Origin of the sequence: Stutzerimonas stutzeri, from assembly GCF_038561965.1 — a bacterium.
GTDB classification, from domain to species: Bacteria; Pseudomonadota; Gammaproteobacteria; order Pseudomonadales; family Pseudomonadaceae; genus Stutzerimonas; species Stutzerimonas stutzeri_AA.
On the sequence record NZ_CP139348.1, the window covers coordinates 2,890,777 to 2,913,252 of the forward strand.

The following is a 22,476-nucleotide window of genomic DNA, read 5'->3' on the forward strand; positions in this document are numbered from 1 at the left end:
ACGACATGCAGCTAGACGGCCGCAATGCTTTAATGGACCGCTTTGGCGGCACCCAAGCGAGAGACCACGGCGAATGGACAATGAATCCCTGAAAGCGATGAGCTGGCGCGAACGGCTATACGTCATCATCTTTTTCACCAATACCCCGGCGGGCAAGCGCTTCGATACCTGGCTACTGGTGATCATCATGGCCAGCCTGGTGGTGGTGATGTTCGACAGCATCGCCTCGTTCAATGAGCGCCACGGCGAGCTACTGACCAATCTGGAATGGGCCTTCACGGCGATATTTGCCGTGGAATACCTGGTGCGCATTTATACGCATCCGGAGCCCCGCAAGTACATCTTCAGCTTCTACGGCGCAATCGATCTGTTCTCTGTTCTGCCGGCCTTCATCGCCCTGCTGCTGCCCGATGCGCAGTATCTGCTGGTGGTCCGCATCGTGCGCATGCTGCGAATATTCCGCGTGCTGAAGCTGACGCCCTACCTGAGCCAGGCCAACTTTCTGCTGGTGGCGCTGCAGGGCAGCCGGCAGAAGATCGTTGTCTTCCTGCTCAGTGTCACCACGCTGATCATCGTCTACGGGACCTTGATGTACGTGATCGAGGGTCCCTCCAACGGCTTCACCAGTATCCCGATGAGCATCTACTGGGCTGTGGTCACGCTAACCACTGTCGGTTTCGGCGACATCGTCCCGCACACGCCGCTGGGCAAGGCGCTGGCGACAGTGGTGATGATCACCGGTTATTCGATAATCGCGGTGCCGACCGGCATCTTCACTGCCGAACTGGCCAATGCCATGCGCCAAGACAGCCTGCGCCACGCCTGCCCGACCTGCGACAAGCTCACCCACGAGCCGAATGCCGCATTCTGCAGCCGTTGCGGAACGCAGCTGTTCGAGCGCCCTGAGCGCGACGTGCAGGGCTGACGTAGCGCCCCGCCGCCATCACCATGGGGCCGCTTCGCCTGCATATTACGAACTGCCCGGAAGCAGGACTGTCACATCCTCAGATTCGCGTCAGGCAGGATGGAGACCGGCATGCCCTTGCTCAAACTACTGCACTTTGCCGCCCTGCTCTGCTGGTGCGGCACCCTGCTGTATCTCCCTGCCTTGATTGCGGCTGGCACCAGACGCAGTGACCCCTTGTTCTACCGAGACCATGCGCATTTGACGCGCACGGTTTTCAACCTCGTCGGGACGCCGGCCGCGCTTATAGCAATCGGGTCGGGTACGGCGCTGTTTCTGAAAGACGGCATCGTCGCTGGCTGGCTGATCGTCAAGCTCAGCACCGTTGCAGGCATGGTTCTGTGCCACGCGCTGTGCGGTGTGCTCGTGCTGCGTATCGAAAAGTCACCGGAGCGCAGCGTAAGCATTCGCTGCCGCCTGCTCGGCGCCATAGCTGCCTTGTTCATTACCGCGACGCTATGGCTGGTCCTGGCCAAACCCTTCTAGAACGAGACTCACACACTGCGCCGATGCCGCCCATGACTGAACGACACAAGCCTCACGTCACACTCCGATCAGACCTTGTCCAGGTCGACACCGACTGCGTGCTCATAGACCAGCCGGCCACCGAGATATGCGGCGAGAGAAATCAGCGCTGCCGTGATGGCCGAGAGATAGAGCGCCCAGAACTGCATGCTTTGTGCGTCGTTCTGGAAACGCAGCAACCAGTTCAGCGAGGCCAGCGACAACATCATCACTGCAAGAATTGCATGGCACCAAGCGGTGATCTTCTGTCGAATCTCGCGCACCGTGACCAGATCTATCAAGCCGAAGATACTGGCAATCCAGCCGCCCAGAGCGCCGACACCGGACAGCCAGAGGCCGGCACGCCACCAGAAATCGTCGAGTGTCCAGATGTGTGCCAGATCGACCGGCAACAGGCCGGTCAGCGCGGCCACAGGAAAGTGGATCAACATCGGATGCAGCGGGTGGCCGGCGATGGCGGCACGGCTATGGATGGAGTCTCGGTAACGGGCCATTCGGCTCTCCGGCAGTTTTTCGGCAAGTGGGGCCGCCGTGCCAAACGAGCCGGTGGCCTTTTGAAATGGACCACACTGGCGCTGGCAGTTCCTTTGATCAGTGCCTGTGAGGGGCCGCTTTCAACCCTGAACCCCGCCAGCCCGATGGCGCGCCAGGTGGCGAACGTGTGGTGGGGCATGTTTGCCTTCGCCACGCTCGTACTGCTGGTAGTAAGTGCGATCTGGATCTATGCGCTGGCGCGCAAGCCGCGTGAAACCAGCGACGAAGAGGCGCTGGCAATCAACCGGCGCTGGGTCGTGGGTGGCGGCATCATCCTGCCAAGCGTGAGCATCATCGTGCTGCTGATTTTCGGCATTCCCACCGGGCGCAGCATGATGCCGTTGCCAGTCGACGGCGAGCAGCCGCTGAAGGTTGAAGTCACCGGGCACCAATGGTGGTGGGAAGTGCATTACCCGGACAGTGGCGTCACCACGGCCAACCAACTGATCATTCCGGCTGGCCGATTGGTGGATGTGCACGTCACCAGCGCCGATGTGATCCATTCGTTCTGGATCCCCCGTCTCGGCGGCAAGATGGACATGATCCCTGGACGCACCAACGTCATTCGGATCGAAGCCGGACACGTCGGGATCTTTCATGGGCAGTGCTCCGAGTTCTGCGGGTTGCAGCACACCCACATGAAGCTCCACGTCGAAGCCTTGGAGCGGGACGGCTTCGACAGCTGGATTGCCGCCCGGGCAGACCTGCGTTTCACCCAGCGTGCGCCGGGGCAAGCCGGTGAGGTATTCGATGACCGTTGCGGCCAATGCCACCGCGTTTCGGGCATCAGCGATGGCAACCGCGCACCGGACCTGACCGACCTGGCCACGCGCCCTAGCCTGGGTGCGGGCGTAATCGACAACGATAGTGAGGGTCTGCGCCGCTGGCTGCGCGAGCACAAAGACCTGAAGTTCGGCAACGGCATGCCCGCGCATGACGATGTTCCCCCTGAAACCCTCGACCAGATTGCCGACTGGCTGGAGACGCTCACTCCATGACCCAACGCGACCAAAGCAGCAAACCCTGCACGGACCCGGACCAGCTAAGTGACCAGTTCAACGACGTCTGGGGCAACCCGCCGGGCTGGCGTGCGCTAACCATCGTCAACCACACCACGATCGGCCTGCGATTTCTGGTCACCGGGGCCGTGTTCTTTCTGATCGGCGGCCTGATGGCGATGCTGATCCGCACCCAGCTGGCGCTGCCCGGCTATGTGCTGATGGAGCCGGATGTCTATAACCAGATCTTCACCATGCATGGCTCGGTAATGATGTTCCTGTTCGCCGTGCCGATGATGGAGGGTCTGGCGGTCTACCTGATCCCGAAAATGATCGGCGCGCGCGATCTGATCTTCCCGCGACTGTCGTCCCTCGGCTACTTCTGTTATCTGTTCGGCGGGATCATTCTGCTATCCAGCGTGTTCCTCGGCGTTGCGCCCAAGGCCGGCTGGTTCATGTACACGCCATTGTCCAGCTCCTCGCACATGCCTGGCGTGAATTCGGACTTCTGGCTGCTGGGCATCACCTTTGTCGAAATCTCTGCCGTAAGTGCGGGCGTCGAGCTGGTGGTGTCGATCCTGCGTACACGTACCAACGGCATGGCACTGCACAAGATGCCGCTGTATGCCTGGTACATCCTGGTCATGGCGCTGATGATCGTCTTCGGTTTTCCGCCGCTGATCCTCGGCAGCATTCTGCTGGAACTTGAACGAGCTGCCGGCCTACCGTTCTTTGACACGGCCAGGGGCGGCGATCCGGTGCTTTGGCAGCACCTGTTCTGGCTGTTCGGCCACCCTGAGGTGTACATCATCTTCCTGCCGGGCGCCGGCATCGTGTCGACGTTGCTGCCGGTGTTCTGCCAAAGACCGCTGGTAGGGTATCGCTGGGTGGTCCTTGGCGTGCTGACCACCGGCTTCTTGAGCTTCGGATTGTGGGTTCACCACATGTTCACCGTCGGGATTCCGGCACTGGCGCTGGGTTTCTTTTCAGCGGCGAGCATGTTGGTGGCGATCCCGACAGGGGTGCAGATCTTTGCCTGGATTGCCACACTCTGGTTGGGCAGACCGGTTTATCACGTCCCGATGCTCTGGCTGGTTGGGTTTCTGATCGTCTTCGTCTGTGGCGGCTTGACTGGCGTGATGGTGGCGCTGGTGCCGTTCGACTGGCAGGTGCACGACACTCACTTCGTCGTGGCACACATGCATTACGTGCTGGTCGGCGGCATGTTCTTCCCGCTGATGGCCGGCCTGTATTACTGGTTACCGCATTTCTCCGGGCGCATGCCCTCCGTACGCCTCGGTCGCTGGGGCTTCTGGCTGGTGTTCATCGGCTTCAACACCACCTTCCTGATCATGCACTGGACCGGGCTGATGGGCATGCCCCGCCGGGTTTACACGTACGACACGGGCCTCGGCTGGGACCTGCCCAACCTGATCTCGTCGATAGGCAGCTTCATCATGGCCATCGGTATCGGCACCATCCTGCTGGATATCGTGCTGCATTTCCGCTTCGGCCAGCCGGCGAAAACCAACCCGTGGAACGCCGATACCCTGGAGTGGGCGACCAGCCTGCCGCCAAGCCCGTACAACTTTGTCAGCTTGCCGGATGTCACCGACCGCCATCCGCTGTGGAAGGACCCCGATCTGCCGCACAGCATCGCGCGTGCAGAACATGCGCTGAAGACCATCGACCATGGCCGGCGGGAAACCTGGGGCTCCGACCCGCTGACGGGCAACGTGCGCGAGGTGATCCACCTGCCGGGCAACAGCTGGCTGCCATTCATCGCCTCGGTTTTCCTCGGCGTGCTGTGCCTGAGCCTGCTGAACAAGGTGTACATGCTGGCGCTGGTGGCAACTGTCGCAACGCTGATCGTGCTGTTCCGCTGGTCTTGGGAAAACGGTGCACACCCTGCTGCGGCACCGGACGCCCGTACCCAGCCGGATGAACCTCCGCTGCATTCGCGCACCTTTGACGGCCCGGGCTTGTGGGGCATGGGCGTTACTCTGCTGGCCGACGGCACCATGTACCTGTCGCTGCTGTTCGGCTGGTTCTACCTGTGGACCGTGTCGCCGGAATGGGTGGTACCGGAGCACTCGAACCTCAACGGTTGGCTCATGCTCGCCAGTGCCATTGTGCTGACACTCGGGACGCTCTGGATGCGGATCATTCCCGCACAGCTGCGCCGCGGTGATAGCAGTCGACTGTTGTTAAATCTGGTGATCGTCTCGGTCATCGGCACCGTTCAGTTCGCAATGTTGCTCTGGGTGCTGCTGAACGCCGATCTGCAGATAACCGCGACCGCCCATGACGCAGTGATGTTCGTGATCCTTATGTACAGCCTGATTCATTGCGGCCTGGCGACAATCTGCACTGTCTTGCAGGCCATGCGCGTGTACTACGGCTATGTCGGAAAACTGGCGCCCTATGAGCCGGTAGTGGTCGAACAACTCTGGTACTACAACCTGGGTGTGGTATGGAGCGCCTACGCCGCGATCGTTCTGTTCCCGTCAACCTGGGGAGCCGCCTGATGAAATACAACCGCACATCGGTCTTCCATCCGGTTCAGATTCCGTTCGGACTGACCATCTGGAGCCTTTGGTTCGCTTCAATGTATGGCTCCCACGCGGTGGTCTGCTCGATCGCTCCGCCGGATCCGAACAAGGGTGTTTTCAACTGGCTGAACGCCAGCTTCGCCGTGGCCACGCTGTTGGTGGTCGTGCTGTTGCTGTGGCTCGGGCGACGCTCATGGAAGCTGTCCCGGCCGCCGCATGATCTCAACGAACGACAGGTGTTCGTCACCAAGGTCGCTTCGGGCATTCACTTCATCGCAGCGCTGGCGACGGTATTCGTCGGGCTGCAGCTGGCGTTCCTGCCGCCATGCGTTTGAATCCCGACCCGGCGTTGCGCAACATGCCGACAACTTTCGCGCAGTCGCATCCACGTTGGTATGCGCTCGCGCTGATTGCCTTGATCAGCCTGATGCCGCAGCCAGCACTCGCCCACGGCCTTTTTGACGGGCACCTCGTCGAACGCGCGCCGCTGATCCTCACCGCCATGATCCTGGCCAGCGCCTGGGGCCTGTATATCCTCGGCTCCCGCCGCATCGCCACCCGCCGAAGCGAAGCGGCGTGGCTTCACGGGGCCATGCTCCTGGCAGCCTTCGCAGTATTCGGGCCGATCGACGACTGGGCCGAACACAGCACCACCTGGCACATGGTCCAGCACATGTTGTTCATGGTGGTGATCCCGCCGATGTGGGCGCTGGCCCGGCCGCTACCACAGTGGCGCGCCGTCACCGGGCGCTTCGCGCAACCGGTTTGGACGGCCATTCTGCGTGTGGGTCGTTACCCGGTGCCGCTGGCGATGCTGCACGGTGCGATGATCTGGACCTGGCATACGCCCAAGCTCTATCAGCTGGCACTCGACAACCTATGGTGGCACGCCGTCGAACACGCCTGCTTTCTGTTCACCGCCTGGCTGTTCTGGTGGTCGATGCTACGTGCCAATCCAAAGCAGGTACCTCAAGCGTTGATGGCAAACCTGGTGACGCTGATGCATACCGGCTTGCTCGGGGCACTGCTGACTTTTTCCAGCACCTCGTTCTATGGCGAGTCACGCGACGTGGCGGATCAGCAACTGGCGGGATTGATCATGTGGGTGCCAGGCGGGCTGATCTATCTGATCGGTGCCGGCTGGGTTGCGTGGCGCTGGCTAACCCGCATGTGGCGGCGCCAGCAAGCGGGTGGCAGTCGCGAGGAGCTAGGCTGAGGCTGCACGAACGAATCGACAGCCGTCTCGCTCACTCGGTTTTCTTGCGAATCCAGTAAAGGTAGGTACCAGCCGCTTCCTGCTGCTCGACCAGGTCGTGGCCAAGGAAAATGCAGAACTTGGGTATGTCGCGCTGGGTCGAGGGGTCGGTAGCGATTACCTTGAGCAAGGCCCCGCCGGCCAGATCACGCACCTTGTTGTGCAGCATCATCACCGGTTCGGGACAATTCAGGCCGCTGGCATCGAGCACGGCGTCCACGGTCATTTCAGCTGATTGGGTCATCTTGGGCTCCCGGAAACAGGTCGGCATTGTCGCGCAAGCACATGCACAGGTCATCCGTTCGGCGTCAGAGGCGCCGCAGATGGCAGGTAACCTCTTCCCTGTCGTGATAGAGCTGCTTGCAGCCGATACTGGCCTTGACGCCGCGCGCAGCCAGACCATCGGCAATTCGTTCCAGCAGCCTTTTCACTTCGGCATAGCGCTGCTTCATCGGCAGCTTGAGGTTGACCACCGCCTCGCGACACAGGCCTTCGCCGATCCAGGTCTCCAGCAAAGCCGCATTGCGCGCCGGCTTTTCGACGATATCGCAAACCATCCAGTTCACTGGTTTGCGCGGACGAAAAGTGAAGCCGTCAGCCCGGTAATGCTCGACGAGTCCGGAATCCATCAGATCAGGGTCCATCGGTCCGTTGTCTACCGCGCTGACCTTGATGTGTCGGTTAACCAGCTGCCAGGTCCAGCCGCCCGGCGCCGCACCGAGATCGACACCGGTCATCCCCGCTGCCAACCGTGCGTCCCACTGGTCGCGTGGAATGAAGTGGTGCCAGGCTTCTTCCAACTTGAGGGTGGAACGGCTGGGTGCCTGGCGGGGGAATTTCAGTCGCGGTATGCCCATCGGCCACAGCGCGCTGTTATTGACCTCGGCGATACCGGCGAACACCTCACGGCCACTCTTGAAGGTCAGCAGCAGACGCGGGCCTTTGCCCTGTTCGTCCAAGCGACCGGCCTTGATAAGCGCCTTGCGCAGAGGCGCCTCGAACTTGCGGCAGAAATTCGAGAGTTCCTTGCCATCGTTGGTGTCCAGCACCTCCAGCCACAGGCTGCTGCACACCGGATAGCTCGCCAGATGCGCCAGCAACACGCTGATGCGATCCGTTTCAGGAAGTTGCAGATACTCACCGCGCGCCCACTGCCGCGGGAAGATCAGTTCGGCGAAGCGCAACTTGCGCATCAACCGCTCGGTCCCCCCGCTTTCGCTGCAGACGAACTCGGCACTGGCGCTCTCCGGCCGCGCCTTGGCGTAGCCGGAAACTTCGAGCATGGCGGCGTGTTCGCTGATTTCAGAGCAGACCTCGCCCTCGAAACCGGGCCGGCAATGCAGCAGCAATGTGTTCATGTTCGAGTCCTGTCAGCGGTCGGGCCTGCGCCAAAGCCGCGCATCATAGCCGACCGCGGGAACCCTCGCCCGCATGACCCGGTCCAGTGCTGTAGCGAAACCATTGCCCTGTTGGCCTGTGCGATTGGTTGGATTAGGTAAGTTTGACCAAACTGGACTGACCAAACAGGCCACTTAAGCTAGTTTCAAAGCTCATTCATCAGCCAGCCCTACCGTGTGGGCACAAGGAGATGAGGAATGCCTTCCCTGGATAGCCTGAAATGCCGCCGCAGTCTCGAAGTCGCCGGCAAGACCTACCACTATTACAGCCTGCCCGATGCAGCCGCCCAGCTGGGCGACATCAGCCGACTGCCCACTTCACTGAAGGTGCTGCTGGAGAACCTGCTGCGCTGGGAGGATGACGTCACCGTGCGTGCCGACGATATCCGGTCGCTGACGGGCTGGTTGCAATCGCGCAGCTCCGACCAGGAAATCCAGTACCGCCCCGCTCGCGTGTTGATGCAGGACTTTACCGGCGTACCCGCTGTGGTCGATCTGGCCGCCATGCGCGATGCGGTGTCCAAGGCCGGCGGTGATCCGCAGAAGATCAACCCGCTGTCGCCAGTGGACCTGGTGATCGACCACTCGGTGATGGTCGACCGCTTCGGCAACGATCAGGCGTTCGAACAGAACGTCGACATCGAGATGCAACGTAATGGCGAACGCTACGAGTTTCTGCGCTGGGGCCAGCAAGCCTTCGACAACTTCGCCGTGGTGCCGCCGGGTACCGGCATCTGTCACCAGGTAAACCTGGAATATCTCGGCCAGGTGGTCTGGACTCGGGAAGAGGACGGCGAAACCGTCGCCTACCCGGATACCCTGGTCGGCACCGACTCGCACACCACCATGATCAACGGCCTCGGCGTGCTGGGCTGGGGCGTCGGGGGTATCGAGGCCGAAGCAGCGATGCTCGGCCAGCCGGTGTCGATGCTGATCCCGGAAGTAATCGGCTTCCGCCTGACCGGCAAACTCAACGAAGGCGTCACCGCTACCGACCTGGTGCTGACCGTGACGCAGATGCTGCGCAAGCACGGCGTGGTCGGCAAGTTCGTCGAATTCTACGGCCCCGGCCTGGACCATCTGCCGCTGGCCGACCGCGCCACCATCGGCAACATGGCACCCGAGTACGGCGCCACCTGCGGTTTCTTCCCAGTCGACCAGGTGACTATCGATTACCTGCGCCTGACCGGCCGCAACGAAGAGCGTGTCGCGCTGGTCGAGAGTTACAGCAAGGCGCAGGGAATGTGGCGCGACAGCAATTCGCCCGATCCCGAGTTCACCGCTACCCTCGAGCTCGACCTGAGCCAGGTGCGGCCGTCCGTAGCCGGGCCCAAGCGCCCGCAAGACCGGGTTACCCTCGGCGATATCGGTGCGAACTTCGATCTGCTGGTCGAAACCAGCGGGCGCACGCAGCAAGCCGAAACCGAGTTTGCGGTCGCAGGTGAGAACTTCGCGCTCAAGCACGGTGCTGTCGTCATCGCCGCCATCACTTCCTGTACCAATACCTCGAACCCAAACGTGCTGATGGCGGCCGGCCTGGTCGCCAAGAAGGCAATCGAACGCGGACTCAAGCGCCAGCCTTGGGTGAAGACCTCCCTGGCGCCCGGCTCGAAGGTGGTTACCGACTACCTCAAGCGTGCCGGCCTGACCCGCTATCTCGATGAACTCGGCTTCAACCTGGTGGGTTATGGCTGCACCACCTGCATCGGCAACTCCGGCCCACTACCAGACGCGATTGGCCAGGCAGTCACCGATAACGACCTGATCGTTTCTTCCGTACTCTCCGGCAACCGCAACTTCGAAGGCCGCGTACACCCGCTGGTCAAAGCCAACTGGCTGGCATCCCCGCCGCTGGTGGTCGCCTTCGCACTGGCCGGTACTACACGTATCGACATGGACCGCGAGCCGCTGGGCTATGACGCGCAGAACCAGCCGGTGTACCTGAAGGACATCTGGCCGAGCAGCGCCGAGATCGCCGAAGCAGTCGCGAGTATCGATGGCGAGATGTTCCGCAGCCGTTACGCCGACGTGTTCAGCGGTGACGAGCACTGGCAGAAAATTCCGGTCAGTGCGGGGGCCACCTATGAGTGGGACGCCGGCTCCAGCTACGTGCAAAACCCGCCCTACTTCGAGGATATCGGCCAGCCACCGACTCCACCGACGGATGTAGAGAACGCTCGAGTGCTGGCCGTGTTCGGCGATTCGATCACCACCGACCACATCTCGCCGGCCGGCAATATCAAAGCCAGTTCACCGGCGGGTACCTACCTGCAGTCACTGGGCGTAGCACCGGAGGACTTCAACTCCTACGGGTCGCGTCGTGGCAACCATGAAGTCATGATGCGCGGCACCTTCGCCAATATTCGTATCCGCAACGAAATGCTTGGCGGCGAGGAAGGTGGCAATACGTTGTATCAGCCGAGCGGCGAAAGGCTCTCGATCTACGATGCCGCCATGCGCTATCAGGCCGAGGGCGTGCCACTTGTAGTAATCGCCGGCAAGGAATACGGCACCGGCTCCAGCCGCGACTGGGCGGCCAAGGGCACAAACCTGTTAGGCGTGAAGGCGGTAATCGCCGAAAGCTTCGAACGTATCCACCGCTCCAACCTGATCGGCATGGGCGTGCTGGCGTTGCAGTTCGTCAACGAGCAGACGCGTCAGTCGTTGGGCCTGAACGGTACGGAGAAGCTCTCGATCCGTGGGCTCGATGCCGATATCAAGCCACGCCAGACGCTGACTGTTGAGGTTGAACGTGCCGACGGCTCGCGCGATTCGTTCCAGGTGCTGAGCCGCATCGATACCCTCAACGAGGTGCAGTACTTCAAGGCAGGCGGCATTCTGCACTACGTGCTGCGCCAGCTGATCGGAAGTTGACCGAAAGCGGAAACGCCGATGCGAGTCCTTTCGCATCGGCGCCCGCCAATCCATCGGCGATTGGTTTCCTGCTGCCCTGGGTTATCCCTTCCCGCTGTCCGGCTCCCTGATCGTCACTTCGCATCGCAAAGCGCCCGGACACACACCAACGATGGGCCAAGCCCATGACAGAACCATTAAGCCTTGGTTGCCGCTGGTCGCCTGAGTGCAGTGAAAGCTGATCGGTGAATCAGCTTTCGCTCAAGAACGCCACTCTCCGGCCGACCAACTGGTCAGACTGACCCCCTTAGAAAAATACAAAGGTCAGCGGCGCCACCTTACGATTCCTCTTGCCAGGCGTGATTGTCGATGCGTAATAACCAGCCCGTAACCCAACGTGAGTTTGCCTTTCCTGATCAACAGCGCCTCATCTCCACCACTGACCTCAAAGGTCAGATCACTTACTGCAACAACATCTTCGCCGAGGTCAGCGGCTTCGACCGTGATGAGCTGATTCGCGCGCCGCACAACCTGGTGCGTCATCCGGATGTGCCGCCGGCAGTGTTCGACCATATGTGGACGACGCTCAAGCAGGGCAAGCCCTGGATGGGCATCGTCAAAAATCGGCGCAAGACGGGCGACCATTATTGGGTCAACGCCTATGTCACGCCCATTCTCGACCAGCAACGCCAGGTCACCGGCTATGAGTCGGTACGGACCAAGCCGACGCGCGAACAGGTTCAGCGTGCAGAGGCCCTTTATGCACGCATAAATTCGGGCAAGTCGGGCGTGCCACGCCGTGATGCCTGGTTGCCGACACTGAGCAAATGGATACCGTTCCTGATGGTCAGTCAGATCGGTTTTCTCGTTGGCGCGGGCTTGGATCACGCGATGGGCTTCATCGCTGCTGCGTTGCTCGCCATACCGCTCGGTCTCGCCGGCCTGCATTGGCAGCAACGCGGTCTGCGACGCCTGTTGCAGCTGGCAAGCCAGAGCACCAGCGATCCGCTCATCGCGTGCATGTATACCGACAGCCGCGGCGCCGAAGCCCAGCTGGAAATGGCAATGCTTAGCCAGCAGGCGCACCTGAAAACCTGTCTCACCCGCCTGCAGGACACAGCCGTCCAACTGCAAGGGCAAGCCAAGGAGGCCGATTCGCTGGCGCAGAACTGCGCCAACGGCCTGGTGCAGCAACAGCAGGAGACCGAGCAGGTGGCGACGGCCATCAATGAAATGGCCGCAACGACCCAAGAGGTTGCCGGCAACGTCGCGCTGGCCGCCGATGCAACCCGTGAGGCAAGCCGTCTTACCGTGCGGGGCCGCGAAGTCACGGCAGAAACACGCAAGGCGATCCAGCAGCTTTCCGACTCGGTGGGCAAGACCGGCGAAGCCGTCAATCAATTGGCCAATGACAGCGAGGCCATCGGCAGCGTGGTCGATGTGATCAAAAGCATCGCAGACCAGACCAACCTGCTGGCCTTGAACGCAGCCATCGAGGCCGCGCGCGCGGGCGACAGCGGTCGCGGTTTCGCCGTAGTGGCTGACGAGGTAAGACAGCTTGCACAACGCACCGCTTCCGCTACCGGCGAAATTCATCAACTGATCGAAAAACTGCAGTCTCAGGCTCGTCACGCTGTGCAGACCACCGAGGACGGCCGCACGCACGCCTTACGTGGCGTGGATCAGGTGGCCGAGGCCGACCAGGCGCTGACCGGAATCAACGAGGCGATGGGCAACATCATCGACATGACCACCCAGATCGCGTCGGCAACCGAGGAGCAGAGCGCCGTGGCCGACGAGATCAGCAACAACGTCAGCACCATTGCCCGCCTAGCCGAGCAGACCACCGGCGACGCACGTAGCTCGGCGCTGCTCAGCGAGGACCTCGCCGCCACGGCCGAGGGCCAGTACTCGCTCGTCGAGCGCTTCAACCGCTAAGCATGGCCGGCCGGGTCACAAGATCCGGCCGCGACCGCCGCTCATTGCGCAACGACGCGGCCGAGAAAGACGGCAATCGCATCAGCAGCACTGTCCAGATGTCGGTCATGGGTCAGCCCCGAACGTTTCAAAGGCTTGAGATCATGATCGGCGGCGGCCAGCCAATGCAGTTCGATCGCTGCCGAAAGCGAATACCGCGCCACCGTTTCGCGGTCCCCCAACGCATCACGCTCGCCCTGCAGAATCAACGTCGGCGTCTGCAGTGTCGCCAGATGAGCCACGCGCGGCTTGTCGGGCTTGCCGGCGGGATAGAACGGATAACCCAGACACACCAGGGCATCGACCTCTAGCTCTTCCGCCAGCATGCTCGCCATTCGCCCGCCCATCGATTTGCCGCCGATGGCCAACGGTCCTGTGGCCTGCTGTCGCACCAGTGCATGGACTTCCCGCCACTGAGCCAGTAGCTGAGCCTGGGGACTGGGTGGTCGCCTTCCCGCCCCCGTACGCCGCAGCGCCATGTAGGCAAACTCGAACCGGCAAACCGCTATCCCGCGCGCAGCAAGGCGCGCGGCCATTTCGTCCATGAACGGACTATCCATCGGCGCCCCTGCACCGTGGGCCAGGATCAGCGTGGCCGACGCCTCGTTCGACGTTTGGTTCCATCGGACGAGATACCCTTTGTCACCCTGTGTGTATTGACCGGCGTCAATACCGGCAGATTGCCCTTTCCCCATCCTTGCCTCGCTTTCTATTAGAAAGAAAAAAACTGCTCATTACCCGTGGATGGAAGCCCATACATGAACACAGCAACCAGTACCGCCTACAGTTACAAGGTGGTCCGCCAATTCGCCATCATGACGGTGGTGTGGGGAATCGTCGGGATGGGGCTCGGCGTTTTCATCGCAGCACAATTGGCCTGGCCATTTCTGAACCTCGACCTCCCATGGACCAGTTTCGGTCGTCTACGTCCATTGCACACCAACGCGGTGATTTTCGCCTTCGGTGGCTGTGCTCTGTTCGCAACGTCCTACTACTCGGTCCAGCGCACCTGTCAGACCACCTTGTTCGCGCCGAAACTGGCTGCGTTCACCTTCTGGGGCTGGCAGTTGGTCATCCTGCTCGCTGCGATCTCCCTGCCGCTGGGCTTCACCAGCTCCAAGGAATACGCGGAGCTCGAATGGCCGATCGACATCCTGATCACCATCGTCTGGGTGGCCTACGCGGTCGTCTTCTTCGGAACGTTGGCGACGCGCAAGGTCAAGCACATCTACGTCGGTAACTGGTTCTTCGGCGCCTTCATCCTGACCGTGGCGATCCTGCACATCGTCAACAACCTGGAAATCCCGGTCACCGCGATGAAGTCCTACTCGATCTACGCCGGTGCAACCGATGCGATGGTGCAATGGTGGTACGGCCACAACGCCGTGGGCTTCTTCCTCACCGCAGGCTTCCTCGGGATCATGTACTACTTCGTGCCGAAGCAGGCCGAACGCCCGGTGTATTCCTATCGCCTGTCGATCGTCCACTTCTGGGCGCTGATCACCGTCTACATCTGGGCCGGCCCGCACCACCTGCACTACACCGCCCTGCCGGATTGGGCGCAGAGCCTGGGCATGGTGATGTCACTGATTCTGCTGGCTCCGAGCTGGGGCGGCATGATCAACGGCATGATGACGCTGTCCGGTGCCTGGCACAAACTGCGTAGCGACCCGATCCTGCGCTTCCTGGTGGTATCGCTGGCGTTCTACGGCATGTCGACCTTCGAAGGTCCGATGATGGCCATCAAGACCGTCAACGCCCTGTCCCACTACACCGACTGGACCATCGGCCACGTACACGCTGGTGCGCTCGGCTGGGTTGCAATGGTTTCGATCGGCGCGCTGTATCACCTGATCCCGAAAGTGTTCGGCCGCGAGCAGATGCACAGCATCGCACTGATCAACACCCACTTCTGGCTGGCCACTATCGGCACCGTGCTCTACATCGCATCGATGTGGGTTAACGGTATCGCCCAGGGCCTAATGTGGCGCGCGATCAATGACGACGGCACGCTGACCTACTCCTTCGTCGAAGCACTGGAAGCCAGCCATCCCGGTTTCGTTGTACGGATGATAGGCGGTGCGATCTTCTTCGCCGGCATGCTGGTCATGGCCTACAACACCTGGCGCACCGTGCAGGCTGCCAAGCCGGCCGAGTACGACGCTGCCGCGCAGATCGCCTGAGGAGCCTAGGTAATGAAATCGCACGAGAAACTAGAAAAGAACGTTGGTCTTCTGACCCTGTTCATGATCCTGGCGGTAAGCATCGGCGGTCTGACCCAGATCGTCCCGCTGTTCTTCCAGGACGCGGTCAACGAGCCGGTTGAAGGCATGAAGCCCTACACCGCGCTGCAACTCGAAGGTCGCGATCTGTATATCCGTGAAGGCTGTGTCGGCTGCCACTCGCAGATGATCCGTCCCTTCCGCGCTGAAACCGAGCGTTATGGCCACTACTCCGTCGCCGGTGAGAGCGTATACGACCACCCGTTCCTGTGGGGCTCCAAGCGTACCGGTCCGGACCTGGCCCGCGTAGGCGGCCGTTACTCCGACGACTGGCACCGTGCGCACCTGTACAACCCGCGCAACGTAGTGCCCGAGTCGAAGATGCCTTCCTACCCGTGGCTGGTCGAAAACACCCTCGACGGCAAGGACACCGCCAAGAAGATGTCGGCTCTGCGCACCCTTGGTGTGCCGTACACCGAGCAGGACATCGCCGGCGCCGGTGATTCCGTCAAGGGCAAAACCGAGATGGACGCGATGGTCGCCTATCTGCAGGTGCTCGGCACGGCTCTGACCAACAAGCGCTGAGTGGTATATCAGCCAAGAAAAATGACGGCTGCCAAGCCAGCCGTCAGGGACTTCAATCGCGGACAGCCAGAGTTGCTCGGGCTGTTCAGGAGTAGCACATGAGCACTTTCTGGAGTGGATACATCGCCCTGCTGACGCTGGGCACCATCATCGCTCTGTTCTGGTTGATCTTCGCCACCCGCAAGGGCGAGTCTGCCGGTACGACAGATCAGACGATGGGGCATGCCTTCGATGGCATCGAGGAATACGACAACCCGCTGCCGCGCTGGTGGTTCCTGCTGTTCATCGGCACCCTGGTGTTCGGCATCCTTTATCTGGTGCTCTACCCTGGCCTGGGTAACTGGAAAGGCGTTCTGCCAGGTTACGAAGGCGGCTGGACACAGGAAAAACAATGGGAGCGCGAAGTTGCTCAGGCCGATGCGAAATACGGCCCGATCTTCGCCAAGTATGCTGCCATGTCCGTAGAGCAAGTCGCTCAGGACGAACAAGCGGTTAAGATGGGTGCGCGCCTGTTCGCCAACTACTGCGCGATCTGCCACGGCTCCGATGCCAAGGGTTCCCTGGGCTTCCCGAACCTGGCCGACAAGGACTGGCGTTGGGGTGGTGATGCGGCTTCGATCAAGACCAGCATTCTGAACGGTCGTATCGCGGCCATGCCGGCCTGGGGCCAGGCCATCGGAGAAGAAGGCGTGAAGAACGTCGCCGCGTTCGTCCGCAAGGAACTCGCAGGCCTGACACCGCCGGAGGGTACTGATGCCGACATCGACGCCGGCAAACAGACCTACGCACAGACCTGCTCCGTGTGTCACGGTCAAGGTGGTGAAGGCATGGCCGCACTGGGTGCGCCGAATCTTCAGCATGCTTCCGGCTGGATCTATGGTTCTAGCCTGAGCCAGCTGCAGCAGACCATTCGTCACGGCCGCAACGGTCAGATGCCTGCCCAGAAGCAGTACCTTGGCGAAGACAAGGTTCACTTGCTCGCCGCGTACGTTTACAGCCTGTCGCAGAAACCGGAACAACTCGCCAAGCAGTGAGTCGTAAAAGGGCGGTACACTCGTGCCGCCCTTCCCGCCTTGTCGTAACGCAACTCTTTCCTCGCTGCGACTATCTGTCGCATCACAAGCCGACCGAAGACCTTCCCCGTTCGCGCTCGCACTTCTAAGCTTTGCTTCCGATTCGCCGCCCCGCCTAGAACCATAAGGCGAACTCGAGATTCCCGCGCACCGGCCTGGTGCGAAACATCCCTGCGCAGCGCATGGAAAACGCTTTAAATCAGGGTTTTGGCCAGCAAAGAGAGCCTGGGCGTCGTTTGCAATGCCCCCCTGCTTTCTCCATACTTGCCGCCGTTTTTGCCTTCGAAAATGCCATTAGCGTGGAAGCCTTGCATGAGCACAGCAATAAGTGAGACTGCTTATAACTATAAGGTGGTTCGCCAATTCGCCATCATGACGGTGGTGTGGGGAATCATTGGGATGGGCCTGGGTGTTTTCATCGCCGCGCAGTTGGTGTGGCCCTCGCTCAACTTGGATCTGCCGTGGACGAGCTTTGGCCGTCTGCGACCATTGCACACCAATGCGGTGATCTTCGCATTTGGTGGTTGCGCACTGTTTGCCACGTCCTACTATGTGGTTCAGCGCACCTGCCAGGCGCGCCTGTTCTCCGACGGACTTGCAGCCTTCACCTTCTGGGGTTGGCAGGCTGTGATCGTGCTTGCGGTCATCACTCTTCCGCAGGGCTTCACCAGCTCCAAGGAATACGCAGAACTGGAGTGGCCGATCGACATTCTGATCACCGTGGTCTGGGTGTCGTACATCGCCGTATTCTTCGGCACCATCATGAAGCGCAAAGCCAAGCACATTTATGTGGGTAACTGGTTCTTCGGTGCCTTCATCCTGGTCACAGCGATGCTGCACATCGTCAACAACCTGGAAATCCCGGTGTCGTGGTTCAAGTCCTACTCGATCTATTCGGGCGCGACCGACGCCATGGTTCAGTGGTGGTACGGCCACAACGCCGTAGGCTTCTTCCTGACCACCGGCTTCCTGGGCATGATGTATTACTTCGTGCCGAAGCAGGCCGAACGTCCGGTGTATTCCTATCGCCTGTCGATCGTCCACTTCTGGGCATTGATCACCCTCTATATCTGGGCCGGCCCGCACCACCTGCACTACACCGCTCTGCCGGATTGGGCGCAAAGCCTTGGTATGGTGATGTCGATCATCCTGCTGGCTCCGAGCTGGGGCGGCATGATCAACGGCATGATGACCCTGTCGGGCGCCTGGCATAAGCTGCGCACCGATCCGATTCTGCGCTTCCTGGTGGTATCGCTGGCGTTCTACGGCATGTCGACCTTCGAAGGTCCGATGATGGCCATCAAGACCGTCAACGCCCTCTCCCACTACACCGACTGGACCATTGGTCACGTACACGCCGGTGCTCTTGGCTGGGTTGCGATGATCACCATTGGCTCCATGTACCACCTGATCCCGAAAGTGTTCGGTCGCGAGCAGATGCACAGCATCGGCCTGATCAATGCGCACTTCTGGCTGGCCACCATTGGCACCGTGCTCTACATCGCTTCGATGTGGGTCAACGGCATCACCCAGGGTCTGATGTGGCGCGCGATCAACGAGGACGGCACGTTGACCTACTCCTTCGTCGAAGCGCTGGAAGCCAGCCACCCCGGCTTTATCGTCCGCGCCGTTGGCGGTGCGTTCTTCCTCGCCGGCATGTTGCTGATGGCCTACAACACTTGGCGCACCGTACGTGCGGCCAGGTCAGCCCAGTATGACGCCGCCGCGCAGATCGCTTGAGGAAACGGTTAGATGAAGAATCACGAAATACTTGAAAAGAACATCGGTCTGCTGACCCTGTTCATGATCCTGGCGGTAAGCATCGGCGGTCTAACTCAGATCGTCCCGCTGTTCTTCCAGGACGCCGTCAACGAGCCGGTCGAGGGCATGAAGCCCTACACGGCGCTGCAGCTTGAAGGCCGCGATCTGTACATCCGCGAAGGCTGCGTCGGCTGCCACTCGCAGATGATCCGCCCCTTCCGGGCTGAAACCGAGCGTTATGGCCACTACTCCGTCGCCGGCGAAAGCGTCTACGACCACCCGTTCCTGTGGGGCTCCAAGCGTACCGGTCCAGACCTGGCCCGCGTAGGCGGCCGCTACTCCGACGACTGGCACCGTGCGCACTTGTACAACCCACGCAACGTGGTGCCCGAGTCGAAGATGCCTTCCTATCCTTGGCTGGTCGAGCACACGCTCGATGGCAAGGACACTGCCAAGAAGATGTCGGCTCTGCGCACTCTCGGCGTGCCATATACCGAAGAAGACATCGCAGGAGCTCGGGATGCCGTCCGCGGCAAGACCGAAATGGACGCGATCGTGGCCTACCTGCAAGTACTCGGCACTGCACTCACCAACAAACGGTAACGCATGATGGAAATCGGGACTCTTCGCGGCCTGGGCACAATTCTGGTAGCCGTCGCCTTCATCGGCGTGGTGCTCTGGGCCTACAGCAGCAAACGCAAGCAAAGCTTCGACGAAGCCGCCAACCTGCCCTTCGCAGACGACGAGACCGACGCCAAGAAGCGTGAAGAAGAAGCTTCCAGGAGTAAGAAATAAATGACCTCGTTTTGGAGTTGGTACGTCACCCTGCTGAGCCTGGGCACCATTGCCGCGCTGGTATGGCTGCTACTGGCAACACGCAAGGGACAGCGCCCCGACAGCACCGAAGAAACCGTTGGCCATTCCTATGACGGTATCGAGGAGTACGACAACCCGCTGCCGCGCTGGTGGTTCATGCTGTTCGTTGGCACCGTGATCTTCGCGCTTGGCTATCTGGTGCTATATCCCGGCCTCGGCAACTGGAAAGGCATTCTGCCTGGCTACGAAGGTGGCTGGACCCAGGTAAAGGAATGGCAGCGCGAGATGGACAAGGCCAATGAGCAATACGGCCCGCTATACGCCAAATACGCTGCCAGGCCGGTGGAAGAGGTGGCTAAAGACCCGCAAGCGCTGAAGATGGGCGGTCGTCTGTTTGCTTCCAACTGCTCGGTCTGCCACGGCTCCGATGCCAAGGGCGCCTACGGCTTCCCGAACCTGACCGATAACGACTGGTTGTGGGGCGGCGAGCCGGAAACCATCAAGACCACCATCCTGCACGGCCGCCAGGCCGCGATGCCCGGCTGGAAGGACGTGATCGGCGAAGAAGGCATCCGCAACGTAGCTGGTTACGTCCGCAGCTTGTCCGGTCGCGATACCCCAGAGGGTATTAGCGTTGACATTGAGCAGGGTCAAAAAATCTTCGCGGCCAACTGTGTAGTCTGCCACGGACCGGAAGCCAAGGGCGTTACTGCCATGGGCGCGCCGAACCTGACCGACAATGTCTGGCTGTATGGTTCGAGCTTCGCTCAGATTCAGCAAACCCTGCGTTACGGTCGCAATGGCCGCATGCCTGCTCAGGAAGCGATCCTTGGTAATGACAAGGTTCACCTGCTGGCGGCCTACGTCTACAGCCTGTCGCAGCAACCGGAGCAGTGATTGTACGAGGCCGGGAGTGACGTCCTGTCGCACCCGACCTCAATACTCCGGGCGTACCATTCGCAGCTGGACAGAAAAATGATCCCGGTTGGCACGTATCGGCCGGGACACCCACCTTCCGCCGTGGTACGCACTCGATGACTGAGCAGATCCCCGTTCATGATGTAACCCCCCCGTCCAAGGCCGGAGCGTCAAACGACCTCTACGCCGCGCGTGAAAAAATCTACACCCGGGCTTTCTCCGGAATCTTTCGAAACGTGCGCCGCGTCGGTGGTGCCGTGCTGTTCATCCTCTATTTCGGTACCGCGTGGATCAACTGGAACGGCCGACAGGCTGTGTGGTGGGATCTGCCCGAGCGTAAGTTTCATATCTTTGGCGCAACGTTCTGGCCTCAGGATTTCATCCTGCTGTCGTGGCTTCTCATCATTTGCGCCTTCGGCCTGTTCTTCATCACCGTCTTCGCCGGTCGCGTCTGGTGCGGCTATACCTGCCCGCAGAGCGTATTTACCTGGGTGTTCATGTGGGCCGAGAAGGTCACCGAGGGTGACCGCAATCAGCGCATTAAGATGGACAAGGCGCCGATGACCGGGAACAAGTTCATCCGCAAACTGGGCAAGCATGGCATCTGGCTGATGGTGTCGCTTGCTACAGGCATCACCTTCGTAGGCTATTTCACGCCTATCCGCGAGCTGGTGCCGGAACTGTTCACCTTGCAAATAGGTGGATGGGCACTGTTCTGGGTCGGCTTCTTCACTCTCGCCACATACGGTAACGCTGGCTACCTGCGCGAACAGGTATGCATCTACATGTGCCCGTACGCGCGCTTCCAAAGCGTGATGTTCGACAAGGACACCCTGATCGTCTCCTATGATCCGCGTCGCGGCGAGAAGCGCGGCCCACGCAAGAAGGAAGCGGACTACAAGGCAATGGGCCTCGGCGACTGCATCGACTGCACCATGTGCGTCCAGGTCTGCCCGACCGGCATCGACATCCGCGACGGTCTGCAGATCGAGTGCATTGGGTGTGCGGCGTGCATAGACGCATGCGACGCCATCATGGACAAGATGAATTACCCGCGTGGTCTGATCAGCTATACCACCGAGCACAACTTGTCCGGACAGAAAACGCACTTGCTGCGTCCACGACTGATCGGTTATGCCGTTGCGCTTTTGGCCATGATGGGGCTGTTTACCTACGCCGTGTATGAACGCCCGCTGGTCAAACTGGACGTACTCAAGGATCGCGTGCTCTATCGCGAGAACGAGCAAGGCAACATCGAGAACGTCTACACGCTCAAGATAATGAATAAGGCTCAGCGCGATCAGACTTTCGTTATCGAGGCATCCGGTCTCGATGGCCTGGTCTACGAAGGCCGCAGCGAAATCCAAGCGGCTGCCGGCGAACTGGTCACCATACCGGTTGAACTGTCGATCGCCGCAGAGAAGCTCCCCTCAAGCACCAACGAAATCGTCTTCCATGTTCGATCGGTAGACGACGATTCGATAAACGATGATGCCGACAGCCGTTTCATCGGCCCAAGCATCCGCTAAGCAAGGTAATACATGCGCTCTGAAAACGAACAAACGCGTTGGTACACCCAGTTCTGGGCTTGGTTTGTCATCGCAATATTGCTCTTCTCTGTTGTATTGGGGCTGTCACTGTTGACCATCGCGATTCGCAATGCCGACACGCTCGTCGCGGATAACTACTACGACGCAGGCAAAGGCATCAACCAATCGCTGGAGCGCGAGAAGCTGGCAGAGCGGCTGGAAATGCAGGCTCGCATCGCCCTCAATGACGAGCGAGGCCTTGCCGAGGTACAACTGAACGGCGCGAGCCGTCCACAGCAACTTGTGCTCAACCTGCTTTCCCCCACCCAGCCGGAGCGTGATCGCCGCATCATCCTGCAGCCGCAAGGTGATGGCTTATATCAGGGACAGATGCAGGAGCCGATCAGCGGGCGACGCTTCATCGAGTTGCTCGGCCGCGAAGGTGACCAGGATTGGCGGCTGTATGGGGAAAAAACCATCGAAACCGGCCAAGCCCTAGAACTGCAGCCTTGACCCG

21 protein-coding genes are annotated in these 22,476 nt (G+C 60.6%); 17 read left to right on the forward strand and 4 right to left on the reverse strand.

The genetic code is table 11. From position 1 onward, the window contains the following. Positions 1–73: 73 nt before the first annotated feature. Entirely contained in the window at positions 74–925 is an 852-nt protein-coding gene (locus SM130_RS12980; protein ID WP_102825632.1) for an ion transporter, read from the forward strand. Positions 926–1,036: 111 nt separating this feature from the next. Continuing rightward, positions 1,037–1,450, forward strand: coding sequence for a CopD family protein (locus SM130_RS12985; protein ID WP_102825631.1), 414 nt, complete (start codon positions 1,037–1,039; stop codon positions 1,448–1,450). A 68-nt stretch (positions 1,451–1,518) separates the two neighbouring features. Here the strand turns inward: SM130_RS12985 and SM130_RS12990 are convergent, their stop codons facing one another. Continuing rightward, positions 1,519–1,983 carry a DUF2231 domain-containing protein gene (locus SM130_RS12990; protein WP_102825630.1) on the reverse strand — a complete coding sequence of 155 codons (465 nt, stop codon included), beginning with the start codon at positions 1,981–1,983 and terminating at the stop codon, positions 1,519–1,521. 144 nt (positions 1,984–2,127) lie between these two features. On the opposite strand from SM130_RS12990, the gene coxB reads away from it, so the two are divergent. The 4 genes from coxB to SM130_RS13010 all read left to right on the forward strand — a co-directional run bounded on the left by coxB (position 2,128) and on the right by SM130_RS13010 (position 6,789). After that, positions 2,128–3,021 carry a cytochrome c oxidase subunit II gene (gene coxB / locus SM130_RS12995; protein ID WP_102826125.1) on the forward strand — a complete coding sequence of 298 codons (894 nt, stop codon included), beginning with the start codon at positions 2,128–2,130 and terminating at the stop codon, positions 3,019–3,021. Next, complete coding sequence (gene ctaD / locus SM130_RS13000) at positions 3,018–5,549, forward strand: cytochrome c oxidase subunit I (RefSeq protein WP_102825629.1); 2,532 nt, start codon at positions 3,018–3,020, stop codon at positions 5,547–5,549. The genes coxB and ctaD overlap by 4 nt, the downstream gene beginning before the upstream one ends. Beyond that, positions 5,549–5,908, forward strand: coding sequence for a hypothetical protein (locus SM130_RS13005; protein ID WP_102825628.1), 360 nt, complete (start codon positions 5,549–5,551; stop codon positions 5,906–5,908). Before ctaD ends, SM130_RS13005 begins: the two co-directional genes overlap by 1 nt. A gap of 92 nt (positions 5,909–6,000) precedes the next feature. Next, complete coding sequence (locus SM130_RS13010) at positions 6,001–6,789, forward strand: cytochrome c oxidase assembly protein (protein ID WP_256044917.1); 789 nt, start codon at positions 6,001–6,003, stop codon at positions 6,787–6,789. Positions 6,790–6,820: 31 nt separating this feature from the next. Here the strand turns inward: SM130_RS13010 and tusA are convergent, their stop codons facing one another. Both tusA and rlmM read right to left on the reverse strand, forming a co-directional pair. Then, the gene (tusA, locus tag SM130_RS13015) at positions 6,821–7,072 is read right to left on the reverse strand and encodes a sulfurtransferase TusA (RefSeq protein ID WP_102825627.1); all 252 of its coding nucleotides are present in this window, start codon (positions 7,070–7,072) and stop codon (positions 6,821–6,823) included. A 64-nt stretch (positions 7,073–7,136) separates the two neighbouring features. Continuing rightward, positions 7,137–8,186, reverse strand: a complete 1,050-nt coding sequence (gene rlmM, locus SM130_RS13020) for a 23S rRNA (cytidine(2498)-2'-O)-methyltransferase RlmM (protein ID WP_102825626.1) — start codon at positions 8,184–8,186, stop codon at positions 7,137–7,139. A 237-nt stretch (positions 8,187–8,423) separates the two neighbouring features. Here rlmM and acnA point away from each other — a divergent pair, with 237 nt between their 5' ends. Both acnA and SM130_RS13030 read left to right on the forward strand, forming a co-directional pair. Beyond that, complete coding sequence (gene acnA, locus SM130_RS13025) at positions 8,424–11,099, forward strand: aconitate hydratase AcnA (protein ID WP_102825625.1); 2,676 nt, start codon at positions 8,424–8,426, stop codon at positions 11,097–11,099. A gap of 348 nt (positions 11,100–11,447) precedes the next feature. After that, on the forward strand, positions 11,448–13,016 hold the full coding sequence (locus SM130_RS13030; RefSeq protein ID WP_102825624.1) for a methyl-accepting chemotaxis protein: 1,569 nt from the start codon (positions 11,448–11,450) through the stop codon (positions 13,014–13,016). Positions 13,017–13,057: 41 nt separating this feature from the next. On the opposite strand, the gene SM130_RS13035 is transcribed toward SM130_RS13030, so the two are convergent. After that, positions 13,058–13,750 (reverse strand): alpha/beta family hydrolase, encoded by a 693-nt coding sequence (locus tag SM130_RS13035; protein ID WP_102825623.1) that lies wholly within the window; start codon positions 13,748–13,750, stop codon positions 13,058–13,060. Positions 13,751–13,813: 63 nt separating this feature from the next. Between SM130_RS13035 and ccoN (SM130_RS13040) the strand changes: the two genes are divergently transcribed. The 9 genes from ccoN (SM130_RS13040) to SM130_RS13080 all read left to right on the forward strand — a co-directional run bounded on the left by ccoN (SM130_RS13040) (position 13,814) and on the right by SM130_RS13080 (position 22,472). After that, on the forward strand, positions 13,814–15,238 hold the full coding sequence (gene ccoN / locus SM130_RS13040) for a cytochrome-c oxidase, cbb3-type subunit I (RefSeq protein ID WP_102825622.1): 1,425 nt from the start codon (positions 13,814–13,816) through the stop codon (positions 15,236–15,238). Between the two features lie 12 nt (positions 15,239–15,250). Further along, entirely contained in the window at positions 15,251–15,862 is a 612-nt protein-coding gene (ccoO, locus tag SM130_RS13045) for a cytochrome-c oxidase, cbb3-type subunit II (protein WP_102825621.1), read from the forward strand. A 98-nt stretch (positions 15,863–15,960) separates the two neighbouring features. After that, complete coding sequence (gene ccoP, locus SM130_RS13050) at positions 15,961–16,896, forward strand: cytochrome-c oxidase, cbb3-type subunit III (RefSeq protein ID WP_102825620.1); 936 nt, start codon at positions 15,961–15,963, stop codon at positions 16,894–16,896. A gap of 351 nt (positions 16,897–17,247) precedes the next feature. Next, on the forward strand, positions 17,248–18,675 hold the full coding sequence (ccoN, locus tag SM130_RS13055) for a cytochrome-c oxidase, cbb3-type subunit I (RefSeq protein ID WP_102825619.1): 1,428 nt from the start codon (positions 17,248–17,250) through the stop codon (positions 18,673–18,675). Between the two features lie 12 nt (positions 18,676–18,687). Beyond that, on the forward strand, positions 18,688–19,299 hold the full coding sequence (ccoO, locus tag SM130_RS13060; protein WP_102825618.1) for a cytochrome-c oxidase, cbb3-type subunit II: 612 nt from the start codon (positions 18,688–18,690) through the stop codon (positions 19,297–19,299). A gap of 6 nt (positions 19,300–19,305) precedes the next feature. Next, complete coding sequence (locus tag SM130_RS13065) at positions 19,306–19,491, forward strand: cbb3-type cytochrome oxidase subunit 3 (RefSeq protein ID WP_102825617.1); 186 nt, start codon at positions 19,306–19,308, stop codon at positions 19,489–19,491. Beyond that, entirely contained in the window at positions 19,492–20,409 is a 918-nt protein-coding gene (ccoP, locus tag SM130_RS13070) for a cytochrome-c oxidase, cbb3-type subunit III (RefSeq protein WP_102825616.1), read from the forward strand. Positions 20,410–20,546: 137 nt separating this feature from the next. Further along, positions 20,547–21,959, forward strand: a complete 1,413-nt coding sequence (ccoG, locus tag SM130_RS13075; protein ID WP_102825615.1) for a cytochrome c oxidase accessory protein CcoG — start codon at positions 20,547–20,549, stop codon at positions 21,957–21,959. Positions 21,960–21,971: 12 nt separating this feature from the next. Next, a complete protein-coding gene (locus SM130_RS13080) occupies positions 21,972–22,472 on the forward strand; it encodes a FixH family protein (RefSeq protein WP_102825614.1) in 501 nt (166 codons plus the stop codon). Positions 22,473–22,476: the final 4 nt, after the last annotated feature.

Coding starts and splice junctions, on each gene's coding strand:
- SM130_RS12980 (WP_102825632.1), top strand. CDS start 74: ATGGACAATGAATCCCTGAAAGCGATGAGCTGGCGCGAACGGCTATAC.
- SM130_RS12985 (WP_102825631.1), top strand. CDS start 1,037: ATGCCCTTGCTCAAACTACTGCACTTTGCCGCCCTGCTCTGCTGGTGC.
- SM130_RS12990 (WP_102825630.1), bottom strand. CDS start 1,983: ATGGCCCGTTACCGAGACTCCATCCATAGCCGTGCCGCCATCGCCGGC.
- coxB (WP_102826125.1), top strand. CDS start 2,128: ATGGCGCGCCAGGTGGCGAACGTGTGGTGGGGCATGTTTGCCTTCGCC.
- ctaD (WP_102825629.1), top strand. CDS start 3,018: ATGACCCAACGCGACCAAAGCAGCAAACCCTGCACGGACCCGGACCAG.
- SM130_RS13005 (WP_102825628.1), top strand. CDS start 5,549: ATGAAATACAACCGCACATCGGTCTTCCATCCGGTTCAGATTCCGTTC.
- SM130_RS13010 (WP_256044917.1), top strand. CDS start 6,001: ATGCCGCAGCCAGCACTCGCCCACGGCCTTTTTGACGGGCACCTCGTC.
- tusA (WP_102825627.1), bottom strand. CDS start 7,072: ATGACCCAATCAGCTGAAATGACCGTGGACGCCGTGCTCGATGCCAGC.
- rlmM (WP_102825626.1), bottom strand. CDS start 8,186: ATGAACACATTGCTGCTGCATTGCCGGCCCGGTTTCGAGGGCGAGGTC.
- acnA (WP_102825625.1), top strand. CDS start 8,424: ATGCCTTCCCTGGATAGCCTGAAATGCCGCCGCAGTCTCGAAGTCGCC.
- SM130_RS13030 (WP_102825624.1), top strand. CDS start 11,448: ATGCGTAATAACCAGCCCGTAACCCAACGTGAGTTTGCCTTTCCTGAT.
- SM130_RS13035 (WP_102825623.1), bottom strand. CDS start 13,750: ATGGGGAAAGGGCAATCTGCCGGTATTGACGCCGGTCAATACACACAG.
- ccoN (WP_102825622.1), top strand. CDS start 13,814: ATGAACACAGCAACCAGTACCGCCTACAGTTACAAGGTGGTCCGCCAA.
- ccoO (WP_102825621.1), top strand. CDS start 15,251: ATGAAATCGCACGAGAAACTAGAAAAGAACGTTGGTCTTCTGACCCTG.
- ccoP (WP_102825620.1), top strand. CDS start 15,961: ATGAGCACTTTCTGGAGTGGATACATCGCCCTGCTGACGCTGGGCACC.
- ccoN (WP_102825619.1), top strand. CDS start 17,248: ATGAGCACAGCAATAAGTGAGACTGCTTATAACTATAAGGTGGTTCGC.
- ccoO (WP_102825618.1), top strand. CDS start 18,688: ATGAAGAATCACGAAATACTTGAAAAGAACATCGGTCTGCTGACCCTG.
- SM130_RS13065 (WP_102825617.1), top strand. CDS start 19,306: ATGGAAATCGGGACTCTTCGCGGCCTGGGCACAATTCTGGTAGCCGTC.
- ccoP (WP_102825616.1), top strand. CDS start 19,492: ATGACCTCGTTTTGGAGTTGGTACGTCACCCTGCTGAGCCTGGGCACC.
- ccoG (WP_102825615.1), top strand. CDS start 20,547: ATGACTGAGCAGATCCCCGTTCATGATGTAACCCCCCCGTCCAAGGCC.
- SM130_RS13080 (WP_102825614.1), top strand. CDS start 21,972: ATGCGCTCTGAAAACGAACAAACGCGTTGGTACACCCAGTTCTGGGCT.